The 14,489-nt window shown below is 64.8% G+C and carries 12 protein-coding genes, 1 other RNA gene and 1 pseudogene; 11 read left to right on the top strand and 3 right to left on the bottom strand.

Going from position 1 to position 14,489, the window contains the following annotated elements; all coding sequences use genetic code 11:
* Nucleotides 1-90: 90 nt before the first annotated feature.
* Nucleotides 91-3,300: a beta-propeller domain-containing protein gene (locus N3J91_14755; GenBank protein MCX8157680.1), complete on the top strand. Its 3,210-nt coding sequence runs from the start codon at nucleotides 91-93 to the stop codon at nucleotides 3,298-3,300.
* Between the two features lie 128 nt (nucleotides 3,301-3,428).
* Nucleotides 3,429-3,887 carry an SET domain-containing protein-lysine N-methyltransferase gene (locus N3J91_14750; GenBank protein ID MCX8157679.1) on the top strand — a complete coding sequence of 153 codons (459 nt, stop codon included), beginning with the start codon at nucleotides 3,429-3,431 and terminating at the stop codon, nucleotides 3,885-3,887.
* Here the strand turns inward: N3J91_14750 and N3J91_14745 are convergent, their stop codons facing one another.
* Nucleotides 3,888-4,970, bottom strand: coding sequence for an SAM-dependent methyltransferase (locus N3J91_14745; GenBank protein MCX8157678.1), 1,083 nt, complete (start codon nucleotides 4,968-4,970; stop codon nucleotides 3,888-3,890).
* A 63-nt stretch (nucleotides 4,971-5,033) separates the two neighbouring features.
* Between N3J91_14745 and N3J91_14740 the strand changes: the two genes are divergently transcribed.
* From N3J91_14740 to ssrA, 9 genes are all read left to right on the top strand, one after another.
* Nucleotides 5,034-6,146 (top strand): type IV pilus twitching motility protein PilT, encoded by a 1,113-nt coding sequence (locus N3J91_14740; GenBank protein ID MCX8157677.1) that lies wholly within the window; start codon nucleotides 5,034-5,036, stop codon nucleotides 6,144-6,146.
* 48 nt (nucleotides 6,147-6,194) lie between these two features.
* A complete protein-coding gene (locus tag N3J91_14735) occupies nucleotides 6,195-7,394 on the top strand; it encodes a PilT/PilU family type 4a pilus ATPase (protein ID MCX8157676.1) in 1,200 nt (399 codons plus the stop codon).
* A gap of 6 nt (nucleotides 7,395-7,400) precedes the next feature.
* A complete protein-coding gene (locus N3J91_14730; GenBank protein MCX8157675.1) occupies nucleotides 7,401-7,865 on the top strand; it encodes a hypothetical protein in 465 nt (154 codons plus the stop codon).
* 269 nt (nucleotides 7,866-8,134) lie between these two features.
* Nucleotides 8,135-8,740 carry a protein-L-isoaspartate(D-aspartate) O-methyltransferase gene (locus N3J91_14725; GenBank protein ID MCX8157674.1) on the top strand — a complete coding sequence of 202 codons (606 nt, stop codon included), beginning with the start codon at nucleotides 8,135-8,137 and terminating at the stop codon, nucleotides 8,738-8,740.
* Nucleotides 8,741-8,991: 251 nt separating this feature from the next.
* On the top strand, nucleotides 8,992-9,177 hold the full coding sequence (locus N3J91_14720; GenBank protein MCX8157673.1) for a hypothetical protein: 186 nt from the start codon (nucleotides 8,992-8,994) through the stop codon (nucleotides 9,175-9,177).
* A 104-nt stretch (nucleotides 9,178-9,281) separates the two neighbouring features.
* Complete coding sequence (locus N3J91_14715; protein ID MCX8157672.1) at nucleotides 9,282-9,557, top strand: hypothetical protein; 276 nt, start codon at nucleotides 9,282-9,284, stop codon at nucleotides 9,555-9,557.
* The gene (locus N3J91_14710; protein ID MCX8157671.1) at nucleotides 9,554-9,955 is read left to right on the top strand and encodes a hypothetical protein; all 402 of its coding nucleotides are present in this window, start codon (nucleotides 9,554-9,556) and stop codon (nucleotides 9,953-9,955) included. Before N3J91_14715 ends, N3J91_14710 begins: the two co-directional genes overlap by 4 nt.
* Nucleotides 9,952-10,203, top strand: a complete 252-nt coding sequence (locus N3J91_14705) for a hypothetical protein (GenBank protein ID MCX8157670.1) — start codon at nucleotides 9,952-9,954, stop codon at nucleotides 10,201-10,203. The genes N3J91_14710 and N3J91_14705 overlap by 4 nt, the downstream gene beginning before the upstream one ends.
* Before the next feature lie 65 nt (nucleotides 10,204-10,268).
* Nucleotides 10,269-10,623, top strand: a transfer-messenger RNA (tmRNA) gene (gene ssrA / locus N3J91_14700).
* A 41-nt stretch (nucleotides 10,624-10,664) separates the two neighbouring features.
* Here ssrA and N3J91_14695 read toward each other — a convergent pair.
* Nucleotides 10,665-12,053 (bottom strand): sugar porter family MFS transporter, encoded by a 1,389-nt coding sequence (locus tag N3J91_14695; protein MCX8157669.1) that lies wholly within the window; start codon nucleotides 12,051-12,053, stop codon nucleotides 10,665-10,667.
* Nucleotides 12,054-14,330: 2,277 nt separating this feature from the next.
* A pseudogene (locus N3J91_14690) lies at nucleotides 14,331-14,399 on the bottom strand (hypothetical protein).
* Nucleotides 14,400-14,489: the final 90 nt, after the last annotated feature.

Below are 14,489 nucleotides of genomic sequence, written 5' to 3'. Positions count from 1 at the left end.
CCCAACAAATACCCCCTTGCCTCGCTTGACAGGGAGGATTCGGGGGCGTTTATTGGTTATTGGAGTCTTAAACATCAGCCGGACACGCTTATGATTTTGCGCAGCCGCTTTGGGCGTTTCTCCGCCGGGGCGGGGGGAATGTTTTTGCTGGCCGCCAGCCTAGCCCTGGCGGTCCCTCCCGTGCCGGTTATCACCGCCATCAAACCGACCCGCACCAATATCCTCGTTGAAATCCAAGCACCGGTGGGCTTCCGCGAAATCACCCTGGAAGGCCGCGCCCGCTTTGGCCGCGGCACCTGGGAACCGCGCGCGGTGGTGCGCACCGACGGCGGGGGCGGACGGCTCACCGTCTCCCTGCCCCCGGGCAGGTCCATGGAAATGTTGCGCGTCAAGGCGCGCCCCCAGGCGGCACTGCCGGACAATTTCTACACCGGCCAGACCAATTTCTCCGGCCCGGCCGAGACGGAAGTGAACACCTACGGCGGCCCGATGATCTACACCTCCACCGGCATGGGCGGCATCGAAGTGCGCACCCCCACCGATATGGACACCGGCGGCCAGCCCCGCGAAGTCGTCGAGTCCGACATCTGGAAAATCCGCGGCGCAACACTTTACTACTTCAACCAAAACCGCGGCCTGCAAATCGTGGACCTGCAAAATCCGGATGCGCCCCGGTTGCGGGGCACCTTGTCCCTGCCGGCGGTCGGCGAGCAGATGTACGTGTTAAATGACACTTATGCCGTGCTGCTGGTCCGCGAAACCTGCGAGAGCGGCAGTTACCAGAGCGGCCAGGTGCTGGTGGTCAATGTGGCCGGCTCCACCCCCTCCCCCGCCGCCACCGCCCCTGTGGCCGGGCGCCTGCAGGAAAGCCGCCTGGTGGGCACCGCGCTCTATGTCTCCAGCTCCGTGTACCGCCCCGTCACTGGCACCACCAACACCCAGTGGGAATACGGCACCATGGTGGAATCCTTCGACTTGGCGGACCCCGCCCGGCCCCTCCGCCGCACCCAGCTCTGGTTTGCGGGCCAGAGCGATGACGTCGTGACCGCCACCGACACCTTCCTCTTCGTGGCCCATCGCAGCCGTGAAAATTTCCAGCGCTCCGTCCTCCATGTGGTGGACATCACCGCCCCCAACGGCCAGATGCAGGAATTCGCCTCCCTCCAGCCCGCCGGCCATCTCAAGGACAAATTCAAAATCCATTATCACGGCGGCATCCTGACCACCGTGGCCGAGGATTGGACGCCCACCCCCACCAACCGCATGCGCACCCGCCTCGAAACCTGGCGCCTGCCCGATCCCCGCAGCGCCGGCCCCTTGGGCATCGCCAAACTGGGCGAAGTGATCCTCGGCTACAACGAATCCCTCCACGCCACCCGCTTCGACGGCACGCGCGCCTATGTCGTGACCTTCTTCCAGGTGGACCCGCTCTGGGTGGTGGACTTGTCCGACCCCGCCCGTCCCCGCATCGCTGGCGAGCTTGAAGTGCCCGGCTGGTCCACCTACATCGAGCCGTTGGGCGACCGTCTGGTGGCGGTGGGCTGGGAAAACAGCCGCGTCGCCGTTTCCCTCTTCGATGTCAGCAATCCCGCACAGCCCCGCCTGCACAATAAAATCCTCCTGGGCGAGTACGCCTCCTGGAGCGAGGCCAACCTGGATGAAAAAGCCTTCACCGTCCTGCCGCAAGCCGGCCTGATCCTGGTCCCTTACGGCGGCTTGGTCTCCAACGGCTACGCCCAGCGCGTCCAGTTGATTGATCTGCGCCAGACCAATCTTGTCCAGCGCGGCGTCATCGAGCACCAAATGCAGCCCCGCCGCGCCACTCTCTACCAGAACCGCATCCTCTCCCTCTCCGGCTGGGAGCTGCTGACGGTGGACGCCGCCGACCGCGATCATCCCCGGGTCACCGCTTCCCTCGAACTTTCCTGGCCCGTCTCCCGCCTTTGGGTGGCCGGCTCCCATCTGCTCCAGTTGTTTGACCGCCGCAACTACTACAGCGGCAACCCGAACGACCAGCCCGTCCTGCGCGTCTCCACCCAGGCCGACCCCAATCGCGTCGTGAACCTGTTGCGGCTCTCCGCCTGGCCCGTGGTCGGCGCCACGTTGCGCAACGACCGGCTTTACCTCCTGCAAACCCCCTCCGATGGTTATTGGTGGCGCGGGTATGCGGCAACCGATTCCCCCGCCGGCACTGACAGCAACTTCAAACTCACCGTCATTGACCTCGCCGCCCTGCCACAGCTCCAGATTCTGGGCGTGTACGAGGGCAACCACGGCCACGCTGATTATGGCCAGCAATGGGAGCCGCTCTGGCTGGACCATGGCCTCCTCGTCTGGGTCAACACCCAACCCCTGCCCTATTATTACATCATGCCGGTGCTCTGGGATGGGCCCATCACCTTGGGCCGCTTTGGCTTCTGGCCCGGCCCCATCTATGGCAGCGGCGGCGGCGAGATGGTGGCCTTCGAAGTGGGCAGCCCCACCTCGCCCATTAAATGGGTCTCCTCCGTGGATTTGAGCACCAACGGCTGGCTCCAATTCAGCCGCCCGGTGGCTCAGGGTAATTGCGTCTTCCTCAGCCATGGCGCCAGGGCCTGGTCCGCGCCAATCAGCGTGCCCTCCGATTATCCCGTCGGCGAACCCGTGCCCTATGCCTGGCGGGTGGAGCAAAAGCATTATCTCTCGGTGGTGGATTTCACCGATCCCCAGGAGCCGGTGGTGCGCGCCCCGGTGAACCTCCCCGGCACGCTCATCGGCCTCTCCCACGAAGGCAACATCCTCTATACCACCGGCCCCCATTACACCACCAATGGCCTGAGCGACTACCGGCAATACGTGGACGCCGGCGCCTACGACGGCACCCAATTCCATCTGGTGGCCTCCCTGCCACTGCCCGCCGAAGCCCAGCCGCCCCGGGTGCACCAGGGCGGCGTGTTCTACCTGGAAGGCAAATACGCCCCTGACGCCAGCGCCACCACCTTGTTGGGCTGGCGCCTCGACACTCAAGGCAAATGGCAGGAATGGGGCCGCCTGAACTTCAACGGCTACCCCGAAAAACTCGTCCCGCTGGGCACGTGGCTGGGCGTGCAATCGCAAGGAAACATCGCCGTGGTGGAGGCCGCCGCCACTTTGCGCACCGTGGCCCAAAGCCGCGTCCAGGGCTGCTTCTCCCCCGCCCTGGAGGGAGCCGATGGCAACCTGCAAACCGGCTGGTTTGTGCCCCTGGACGCCTACGGTGTCCTGCGCCTGCTCCCGCTGGCATGGAGCGCCAATCCCTCGGCCATGCCCTCGCCGCGTTAAGCACACTCCAATCACCAACGGCCGGCGCGCACCGCCCCTGCCCCCGCCGGTCACTCCATCGGACCGCCGGGGGTAAATCAAACCTTTCCAGCCCGCCATGGATAATCATAATATCCACCGTTAATTAAATGGAAGAGCTGTATGAAATTCACGACTCGCCCATCCACGGGCGCGGCGGTTTTGCCCGGCGGGACATCCCCGCCGGCACCCGCATCCTGGAGTACGTCGGCGAGCGCATCTCCAAGGCCGAATCCCTGCGGCGTTGCGAAGCCCTGAACGCCTACATTTTTCATCTCGATGAGCAATTCGACCTGGACGGCCTGGTGCCCTGGAATCCCGCCCGTTTTCTCAATCACAGTTGCGATCCCAACTGCGAAGCCGTCATGGACCATGGCCGCATCTGGATCGTGGCCCGCCGCAACATCCGGGCTGGCGAGGAGCTGACCTTCAATTACGGCTACGACCTGGTGGATTACCAGGACCACCCCTGCCATTGCGGCGCGCCCAACTGCGTGGGGTACATCGTGGCCGAGGAGTTTCACCCCCTCTTGCGCCAGCGGCAGGCCCAGACCGCCGCCGCCTCCTGATCAGGCCGCCGCTCGCCGCTGCACCAGCACCCCAAAGCGCTCGCCCATGTGCTGCGGATGGGTCAGCGTCATGAACTGCCGCCGCCGCGCCGGCGTCCACTCCAGGGCCTCCCCCAGCCCCAGGGCCAGCCGCGTCAAAAACCGGCCTTGTCTCTCACAGTGCTCCGTCACCAGCCCCGCCGCCCGCCCGGCCGCTTCCAGCACCGCAAATGGGACATCCGCCGTAATGTCCTGCTCCCCCGGCCGGGCCAGCAAATCTTCCTGCAACGCATGCCGCCAGTAGGCCCGCAAAGTGCCGCGCGGCCGCCGCGGATCCACCGGCAGCGCCTGCAGCGGGCCATAATCGAATGTCACCAGCCGCCCCCCCGCCCCAAGACACGCCGCGGCCTCCTGCCACCAGCGCACTGCGGCCGGCCCCACCTCCACCGTGAAATCCGCCGGCAACACCTCCAGCACGGCCTGCGGCAAGTCAGGCGCCAGTTCTGCCGCACTCAACGGCAGCCGTGTCCAGGTCAGACCCCCGCAGCCTTCTTGCACTCCCCACTCAAACCATTCCTGCCGGGCGGCATCCCACCCCAGCCGGTGAACCGGCAGGGCGTCCAGCAGTTCATTGGCATAAATCACCCCCGCCAGCGGCCGCGGCAACTCTTCCGCCGTCCGCGCACGCCGTACCTGCCCGGCAAAGGGCGCCAGGGTCTCCTGCTGCCACGCCGCGCGCGTGTCGGACGGCTCCCACAAATAAAACATCACCCGCGCGGCCAGCTCCGGATGGCGCCGGTGCAGCGTCCCCAGCACGTCGGCCGCCAGCCGCCCGTCATGCGCGCCCGCCTCCACCACCACCAGCGGGCGGGCGGGTTCATATTCCCGCAGCCAGCCGGCCAGTTGATGCGCCAGCAATTCCCCAAACAACGGCCCGGCGCTCACACTGGTGAAGTAATCCCCCCGCCGGCCGGGAGTGTGCTCGCGGCGCTCGTAATAACCCAGGCCGGGATGATACAACACCAGCTCCATGAACCGCGCAAACGGCAGGGCGCCCCCGCCGGCGCGCAGCGCCTCCCGCACCACCTCCCGCAGGTCATTCATAAGCTTGCAGTTTCGACATTTTCATCTAATAGTATGAGGCGGGACTGACACATATCCATTTTTATGGCCAAAATTGACGCCTTTTTTAATCTGCTCCTCGAACAAAAAGCCTCGGACCTCCACATGTCCTCCGGCAATCCGCCCATGCTGCGCATCAACGGCGAGCTGCACCGGGTGGATTTCCCGCCGCTGGAGAACGACTCGCTCAAGGCCATGCTCTATGAGATCGCGCCCGAGTACAAGATCAAGGTGTTCGAGGAAACCGGCGACGTGGACTTCGGCTATGAAATCCCCGGCGTCTCCCGCTTCCGCGCCAACTTCTTCAACCAGAAAAATGGCATCGCCGCCGTCTTCCGCCAGATTCCCAGCAAGGTCCTGTCCTTCGAGGATTTCGAAAAACTCGACGCCCCCCTGCCGCCCGTCCTCAAAAAATTCTGCATGCTCCACAAGGGCCTGGTGCTGGTCACCGGCCCCACCGGCTCCGGCAAAAGCACCACCCTCGCCGCCATGGTGGATTACGCCAACAAAAACCGCCGCGACCACATCCTGACCATCGAGGACCCCATCGAGTTCGTCCACGAAAGCAAGGGCTGCCTCGTCAACCACCGCGAAGTGGGCGTCCACACCAAGTCCTTCGCCGCCGCCCTCCGCGGCGCCCTGCGCGAAGACCCCGACATCATCCTCGTCGGCGAAATGCGCGACCTGGAAACCATCGAGCTGGCCCTCACCGCCGCCAGCACCGGCCACCTCGTCTTCGGCACCCTCCACACCCAGAGCGCCGCCAAAACCGTGGACCGCATCATTGACGTCTTCCCCGCCGACCAACAAAACAAAATCCGCGCCACCCTCTCCGAGGCCCTGCGCGGAGTCGTGGCCCAAAACCTCTTCAAACGCATTGACCGCAAGGGCCGCGTGGCCGCCCTTGAAATCCTCGTCTTCACCACCGCGGTGGCCAACCTCGTCCGCGAAGGCAAAACCCACCAGATCCCCGGCATGATCCAGGTCGGCAAACGCATCGGCAACCAGCCCCTCGACGACGCCATCATGGACCACCTCAAAATGAAGCGCATCTCCCCCGACGAAGCCTTCGAAAAGTGCCTGGACAAGAAAAAGTTTTTCCCCTTCCTGTCGCCGGAACGGCAGGAGGAAGCCCGGGCCAACGGCGATGTGGAATAACCAACCCGGCCCGCCGGCCGCCCCCGCGGCCCCGCGGGCCTCCCGCTTATGCGACGCAACGAACTGGACTACATCCTCAACCGGATGCTCGATTATCATCCGGACGTCTCCGACCTCAACATCACGGTGGACAAACCCCTGCAGGTCGAGCACGACGGCGAGCTGCGGCCCATCCAAATTGATCCGCCCATCGAAAAACTCACCCCCTTCCAGACCGAAACCATCGCCCTGAACCTCATCGGCGGCAACCGCCGCCTCATGGAAGACCTGCTCCGCAGCGGCTCCTGCGATGCCTCCTACGGCGTCGAGGGCCGGGCCCGCTTCCGCGTCAACATCTTCAGCCAGCGCGGCCATTACTCCTGCGTCCTCCGCAAGCTCAACACCAAAATCCCCACCCTCAAGGAATTGGGCATGCCGGAAATCTTTTACCAGGTCGCCAAGGAAAAAACCGGCCTCGTCCTCGTCACCGGCGCCACCGGCTCCGGCAAAAGCACCACCCTCGCCGCCCTCCTCAACGAAATCAACGAAACCCGCTCCATCCACATCATCACCCTCGAAGACCCCGTGGAGTTCGTGCACCCGCAAAAAAAGGCCACCTTCAACCAGCGGGAAATGGGCAACGACTTCGACTCCTTCTCCAGCGGCCTCCGCGCCGCCCTGCGCCAGGCCCCCAAGATCATCCTCGTGGGCGAAATGCGCGACCGCGAAACCGTCGAAATCGGCCTCAGCGCCGCCGAAACCGGCCACCTCGTCCTCAGCACCCTCCACACCATTGACGCCGGCCAGACCATCAACCGCATCCTCGGCATGTTCGAGCCGGAGGAACAGGAGCAGGTCCGCGTCCGCCTCGCCGACACCCTCCGCTGGGTCATCAGCCAGCGCCTGGTGCCCAAAATCGGCGGCGGCCGCTACGCCCTCCTCGAAATCATGGGCAACAACCTCCGCACCAAGGATTCCATCATCCACGGCGAAAGCGAGGGCAAGAGCTTCTACGAAATCATCGAGGCCGCCTATCCCTTCGGCTGGCGCCATTTCGACCAGGCCTGCCTCGAAGCCTTCGAAAACAACATCATCTCCGAGGAAACCGCCCTCATGGCCGCCAGCAAACGCGCCATCGTCAGCCGCGGCATTGACAACATCAAAAAGAAACGCGGCGAAATCACCTCCGCCTACAGCGACCTGCAGATGAAAAAAACCGAGGAAAAAAAGACCGACATCCCCATCCCGCCCGTCCTCAAACTCAAATAACCTCCCATGCAACAATACGAAATTTTAACCCTGGCCGACAAACCCGCCCTCCTGGGCATCAGCACCCTCGAATGGCAGGTCCAGGTCATGGGCGTGCTCGATCAAATGGGCTACAAAGTCCACGCCGCCCTCGACCATGAGGACTTCATGACCCGCTTCACCCAGTACCAGTACCAGGTCACCATCATCGAGGAAACCTTCCATTGTGCCTCGCTCCCGGAAAATCAAAGCCTGATTTACCTCCAAAACCTGCCCATGCACCTCCGGCGGCATTCCACCGTCGTCCTCCTGACCGAAAATTACCAAACCCTCAACCCCCTTCAGGCCTTCGCCCTCAGCGTTCACGGCATCATCAACCGCTCCGACTTCCCCAACCTCGAAGGCATCCTCGGCAAAATCATCAGCGACAACGAACTCTTCCTGGCCCCCTACCGCCAGACCCAGGACCGCCTGAGCCAGGGCAAGCTCTGAGCCTCGCCGCCCCTCCCCGCGCCCCCTTCAGCTTCACTCCCCGCACCCCGGCAGCCTCCCTCGGGCTGGCACGCTGCCGCCAATGGGCTTATATTTCCCCTGATCAACCGCCCGCACAAAACATGAAAATGCCTTTATCAGCCCGTCGCTCCTGTGGCATCTTCCTGCTGGCAACCATGAGCTGGTGGTCGTTTTGGGGCTGCAATTCCGCCACACAACCGCCCAACCCGGACGGCGCCGCTGACCCCTACGCCCACGCCCGCCGCCAAATGGTCGAACACCAGCTCGCCGGTTTCGGCCGCGACATCACCAACCGCCGCGTGCTCGAAGTCATGGGCCAAATTCCCCGCCATGAGTTCGTCCCGGCCAACGTTGTGAAGGAGGCCTACGAGGACTACCCCCTCCCCATCGGCCACGGCCAGACCATTTCCCAGCCCTACATCGTCGCCTTCATGACCCAGTGCCTCGATCCCCAGCCGCAGCATCGCGTCCTGGAAATCGGCACCGGCAGCGGCTACCAGGCCGCCGTCCTTGCCCCCCTCGTCAAGGAAGTCTATACCATCGAAATCATCGAACCCCTCGCCCGCCAGGCGGAGGCCACCCTCAAGCGCCTCGGCTTCACCAACGTCACCGTCAAAGCCGGCGACGGCTACCTCGGCTGGCCGGAGCATGCCCCCTTTGACGCCATCATCGTCACCTGCGCGCCAGACCGCGTGCCCGAACCCCTCGTCCGCCAGCTCAAGGACGGTGGACGCATGATCATCCCCGTCGGCCCCCTCCACGCCCAGGAGCTTTATCTGCTCACCAAAGAAAAAGACCACGTCCGCCAGCAGGCCGTCCTCCCCGTCCGCTTCGTCCCCATGACCCGCAAATAGGAAGCTCGACTCACGCCCCAAATTCGCCGCAGGCTCCCTGCCCCTGCCCGGGCCAGAACCAGCCCGCAGCTTGACCGCTCCCCCCGGATCCCGCTCCGGGAGCACTTCGCCTCCGCACGCGTGGCCCCATGCTCTCCCCGTGGGGCGCGGCAGGCGGGACATCCCCGCCGCTGAGCTCGGCCCCGGGCTGGGGCCTGCTCTCCAAACCCTGCGCCCCGCCCAGCTTGACGCCAACACCTGACCACCTGCTTATGCAACCGGACATCCTCCTCGGTATCGCCCGTCACCTCCTGACCGCCGTGGGCGGCGTGCTCGTCTCCCGCGGCTGGACCGACCCCGCCAGCCTCGAAACCGCCGTGGGCGCCCTGCTCACCCTCGCCGGCTTTGCCTGGTCCATCTGGCACAAACGCCGCTCCACCCCGCACCCCCATGATTGAAACTCTGCTCGGACTGCTGGGCACTCTGCTGGCGCTGCTGTTCTGGTGGTGGCGCCGCCGCGCCGCCCGGCAGGCGGACCCTCTCCACCGCCATCGTTTGCGCTATGAAAACATTGACCGTGAAATGGCCTCCACGCCTCCCGGCCAGCCGGCGGCTCCCCGCCGCGGCCTGGCTGATGATCTGGATGAGCTGGAGCGGCTGTCACGCGCCCAAAGTCATCCCCGCCGATCAACTGGTGCTCCGCGTTGAAGCACATCGCCCCTTCACCGCCCCCTGCGACGGCTGGTTTCTCAGCGATGCCCTTTACCAGCGCACCCGCCGCGCCGTGGCCGACCGCATCCTTGAACTGGAAACCCAATCGCCCCCCGCCCGCCCATGACCCTCCTGGCCCAAATCCCCGTGGAACCCCAGCACCTCGCCTGGTTTCTGGCCATCCTGTTTTTTCTCGTCGCCGGCGTGAATCAACTGTTGCACCTGGCCGACCGCCTCCGCGGCCGCAAACACGAAATCGCCCCCCAACCGCTGGTGATCCAGCCCGCCCAGGAATGGGTCTCCCGCTCCGAATGTCACAACCTGCGCCTGGCCCTGGCCGCGCGCCTCGACGCCACCGAGACCGGCCTGGCCGAGCTGCGCGCCCAACTGGCCGCCGACCGCCAGGCCCTCCTGGACGCCGGCGAAGAACGCGCCCGCCGCCTTCACCAGCGCATGGATGCCCTCGGACTCAAGCTCTCCGAGGAAATCGGCGTCCTGCGCGGCGAACTCAAACGCATCCCGTGAACCTCCCGCTCCTCCTGCTCACCGCCCTGGACCGCCTCCACCCCCATCTGGCCCGCGAGGAAGTCCTCGCGCTGGAGGTCAACTCCTGGCTCGCCCCGCCCGCCACCCTCACCGAGGTGCGCCACACCCTCCGTCACTTCGAGCGCCTCGGCTGGGCCGTGGGCGTCCGCGCCGCTGCCGGCCACACCCTCTGGAAAATCACCTGCGCCGGACGCGCTTCCCTGGCCGAGCAGGAGCTGGGCCTGTAATCCCCTTTTCCGCCCCTGCTTGAAATGACGGCGGCCCCGTGGTACATTACCCTCGCAGCTCAACCGGGGGCGTACTGGTTTCGACCTGGTCGAGACGCCGGAAGTGGCATGCCGAGGATGATCCGTTGGCCTCGTTAATCACCGGATCAACACGAACAAGTGCCAACGAAGAATTGGCCCTCGCGGCCTAATTGAGCCGCGACGTCCCCCGCTGGACGCCTGCTACGGCAGCGGGACGCCACAGCAGGCTGGGGCAGAAGCGGTGCCGACGCGCTGATGCCTGAGACTCTTTCTGCCGGCTGGGCCGGCGGTGGGTTGCCGAAAGCCACACCACCGGCTGAAACTCCCTTTCGGCTAAGCATGTAGTCACGACCGGGGAATCGGTCAGGGACGCGGGTTCAACTCCCGCCGCCTCCACCATTTTCCACCTCTCGCCCCAGCCGGCCGCCAGGCCGGCTGGTTTATTTAATGCCCAACCGGTGCTGGATTTCCTCCAGCGTGATCCCTTTGGTCTCGGGCATGATAAAGATCACCCAGGCCAACTGCCCCACCATGCACAAAGCATAGAACAAAAACGCATGCCCGCCCGAAACATCGGCAATCAGCGGAAACGTCCACGAAATCAGCGCCGCCATGATCCAATGGGTAAAGCTCCCCAGCGCCTGCCCCCGCGCCCGCACCCGGTTGGGGAAAATCTCGCTGATGAACACCCAGATGACCGCCCCCTGCCCAAACGCGTGCGAGGCAATGAACACCACCAGCGCCCCCAGCAGCAGCTTGCCGCCCGTCCCGGAGTAAAAAGAATACGCCGCCACCAGCAGGCTCATAATGTACCCCACCGACCCCACCAGCATGAGCTTCCGCCGCCCAAACCGGTCAATCACCGCCATCGCCGCCATCGTGAACACCAGGTTGGTGAATCCAATGATCACCGACTGCCACAACGCATCCACGCTGTCATACCCCGCCATCTTGAAGATGTGCATGGTGTAATAAATCACCGCGTTGATGCCCGAAAGCTGGTTGAACATCGCGATCGCCACCGCCAGCAATATCGGCTTGCGGTATTTCCGGCAGAAAAACGGCTCCTTCTCCACCCCGCTCCCCGTAGCCAGGGACTCCTGGATCTCCCGCACCATCGCCTCCGCCACCCCCGGCTCCTCCCCGCACCGCACCAGCACCTCCACCGCCTCCCCCGCCCGCTTCTGCGCCACCAGCCAGCGCGGGCTTTGCGGCGTAAAAAACAACAGCGCAAAAAACAGCGCCGACGGCGCCGCCATCACCCCAAACATCCACCGGCAGGTGGCCGGCCCCAGATTCAGACTCCCGATGAGGTAGTTGGAAAAATAGGCCAGCAGAATGCCCAGCACGATGTTGAACTGCGTAATCGCCACCAGCCGCCCCCGGTACCGCGCCGGCGAAATCTCCGCGATGTACATCGGCGATACCACCGACGCCCCGCCCACCGCCAGACCCCCAATAAAACGGAAGATCACAAAGGACGCCCAGCTCCACGCCAGCGCGCAACCCACGCTGGTCACCAGAAACAGCACCGCCAGCGCAAACAACACCTCGCGCCGCCCGTAACGATCCGCCGGACGCCCCACCACCACCGCCCCCACTATCGTCCCCAGCAGCGCGCTGGCCACCGTGAACCCCTGCATGAAACTCCCCAGCCGCTCCGCCGACACCCACGTCACGTGCGGCGCCAACGCCTGGGTGATTTGCGCCACAAAACCCTCCCGCAGCCAGTCCGTCGTGCCCGAAATGACGGCGGTATCAAAACCAAACAACAATCCCCCCAGCGCGGCCACCAGCGCGCTGAAAAACAAGTAGCGATTCAATTTCATGGATGCGCGCATTGGAGCCGGACCGGCCGAAAAAGGCAAGCCTCGGTCTTGCCCTCAGCCAGAAGCATCAAATCGGTGGAAAAAACAAAATCTCGCACGCCCCCCTGCCGCGCCTCAAGGCGCGGCGGGCGGGGGCCGGGGCGTAAAATCCACCCGCAGGCTCGTCAGCACCCCATGCGCCACATACGACCGCCCCGCCCCGCCCCAGGCCTCGTCAAAGTGATAAAACACATAGTTCAACCCGGCCACCACCCGCGCACCAAATCGCCGCGTCAACCCCGCCTGCGCCACGTGGCTGGTGAATTCGCTCCCCAGCGGCAGTCCCTCGGCGCCCCGGGGCTGGCGGTAATCCGCCTGCGTCAACGCATAGCCCGCATTCACATCCGTCGTCCGGCTGAGCAGGTACGTCATCCGGTTCATCACCGTCCACGTAGTCCCCCGCCACGGCGCAATCGCCGCAAAGTCCGCCGCATAAGCCGCCGTCTTGCTGTCCGTCCACGCCAGCGTGGACGACGCATAAAACCGCGGATGCGGCGTCAGCGTCAGCGTGGCGCTGAAGGTATGACCGCGGCTCACCGCCGTCTGCAGCCCGCCACCGGGGGAAACATCCCACGGCAATTCATCTGTGGCGCTGAACCAGTCGGTCACGCGATGCCGGTAACCCAGGGTGACCTTCACCGTTTTATGCGCGCGCCATGCCAGTTTGGCCTCCCATTCATCCGTCATATCCCGCCGGCGGGTGATGAAGGCCGAGTAGCCGTCGTTGGGAAATCCTCCCGCGCTCATGAAGGTGATGTCCTCCGGGTGATGATAGTGATTATAACGCTCGCGCCGCCGAAAATGACCCGTGAACGAAAACCGGCTCCACGGCGACACACTCAGGCCCGCCCGATAATCCCGCTGATCCGCCGAGGCATCGGTGCGGCGGCCAAACTCGTAAAAATTGCCCGGCCCGATGAACTCTTGCTGCTCCAAACTCTCCTGCCGGAAACGCGCATCCGCAAACCACACCGTATGCGGGATCGCCGTCAATCGCAGCCCCACATCCTCGCTGAGCGACACCCGGTCATGCGTGGCGTTGATCCACGCCGTTTGCGCAAACACCGGCACCCCCTCGTCCAAAATTACGTGCCCCAACCCCTCCTGGCTCTGCCATTCCGGCTGCACCCCCGCCGCCACCGTCAGATGCCGCCACGGCCTGAGCTGCACATTCGCGTTGGCCACGTGCGACTCCTGCCGCAACGTCAGATGGTTGAACGACCAGAACTTGTCATCCGGCCACGGCCCCGGCGCCGGCGCCACCAGGCTCGGCGGCAGATACGTCACCCCCTGCTCATGGTTGGCCCGCGCATCATACGTCTGGTACAGATAACCCACCGCCCCAAACAACCAGGGACGAATCTGCCGCTCCACCTGCAACGTATTGACCGCCTGAAAACTCCGCAGTTGCTCCACGATCCGCGCCACCTTGTCCGGCCCGTCCTTCCCCGCCACCAGCGTGGCCAGCTCCCGCTCATGCTGCAGCCGGGAAAACTCCACCCGCAGCGCCTCGCTCATCTGCCACCCGCGCCACGCGTGCGCCGCCTCCAATCGCACGACGTGCGTCCCTTCATCCTGCCGTTTCCACGCCGGATATATCCGCCGCACCTCCCCCGCCCCATCCGTCACATCCCCCCACTGGGTCAGCGCCGTGTCGCCCTGCCGGTAACGATACTCATACCCCACCGTCACCTGCGGCCCGCGGGACCGCCTCAATCCGGCCTCAATCCACGCCCGGCCAAGGTCCAGTTTCAATTCCCGCCCCAAACTCCACGCCTCGCTCGCCAGCCCCCCATAATACCCGCCCGCATCGTCCTCATAGCGCCGATATTGCTCCATGCCCGCCCGCACATAGCCCAACCCCGGACGGCTCAGCGACAACCGCGCCGCATACTCGGGCGTGCCCGCCACCGCGCGGGTCTCCACCTCAATCAACGTCCCATTCGTCAGGCGCTGCGCATAACTCAACTCCTGCACCCCGCCCCACACCCCCTCCCGCTGCCCTGTGTGTTCACGAAATAGATTTTGCCGCCCCCCCACCCATAGCCCGCCCGCTGTGGTGGTTAGCGTCAAACGGGGAGCATACGCCAGCGCATCGGCCGTTTCATCCCACGCGGCCCCCTGGTCAATCCACGCCCGAATCAGCGCCAACTCCTGCGTGCTCACCGGCGGCGCCTTGCCCGGCGGCGGCATCTCCATGTCCGGCACCAGGCCGGCAATGTAATGCACCAGCGGGCTTTGCGCGCTGTTGCCGGGAATCACCGCCCGGCCCTCCGCCCCCCCGCGCAACAATGCCTCCCGCGTCATGAGACTGAAATCACTCTTCGGCCGCTCATTGCCGTGACAGCGCAAACAGGAGCGATCAAAAATCGGTTTGATGTCCCGCAGGTAATCCAC

The organism is Verrucomicrobiia bacterium (assembly GCA_026414565.1).
Classification (GTDB): domain Bacteria; phylum Verrucomicrobiota; class Verrucomicrobiia; order Limisphaerales; family Fontisphaeraceae; genus Fontisphaera.
The sequence above is the reverse complement of the archived record's forward strand: the minus strand, read 5'-3'. Positions and strand labels throughout refer to the sequence as shown.

Excerpts from the sequence above, each read along its gene's own strand:
- N3J91_14755 (MCX8157680.1), top strand. The coding sequence starts at position 91 with ATGATTTTGCGCAGCCGCTTTGGGCGTTTCTCCGCCGGGGCGGGGGGA.
- N3J91_14750 (MCX8157679.1), top strand. The coding sequence starts at position 3,429 with ATGGAAGAGCTGTATGAAATTCACGACTCGCCCATCCACGGGCGCGGC.
- N3J91_14745 (MCX8157678.1), bottom strand. The coding sequence starts at position 4,970 with ATGAATGACCTGCGGGAGGTGGTGCGGGAGGCGCTGCGCGCCGGCGGG.
- N3J91_14740 (MCX8157677.1), top strand. The coding sequence starts at position 5,034 with ATGGCCAAAATTGACGCCTTTTTTAATCTGCTCCTCGAACAAAAAGCC.
- N3J91_14735 (MCX8157676.1), top strand. The coding sequence starts at position 6,195 with ATGCGACGCAACGAACTGGACTACATCCTCAACCGGATGCTCGATTAT.
- N3J91_14730 (MCX8157675.1), top strand. The coding sequence starts at position 7,401 with ATGCAACAATACGAAATTTTAACCCTGGCCGACAAACCCGCCCTCCTG.
- N3J91_14725 (MCX8157674.1), top strand. The coding sequence starts at position 8,135 with ATGGTCGAACACCAGCTCGCCGGTTTCGGCCGCGACATCACCAACCGC.
- N3J91_14720 (MCX8157673.1), top strand. The coding sequence starts at position 8,992 with ATGCAACCGGACATCCTCCTCGGTATCGCCCGTCACCTCCTGACCGCC.
- N3J91_14715 (MCX8157672.1), top strand. The coding sequence starts at position 9,282 with ATGAAAACATTGACCGTGAAATGGCCTCCACGCCTCCCGGCCAGCCGG.
- N3J91_14710 (MCX8157671.1), top strand. The coding sequence starts at position 9,554 with ATGACCCTCCTGGCCCAAATCCCCGTGGAACCCCAGCACCTCGCCTGG.
- N3J91_14695 (MCX8157669.1), bottom strand. The coding sequence starts at position 12,053 with ATGAAATTGAATCGCTACTTGTTTTTCAGCGCGCTGGTGGCCGCGCTG.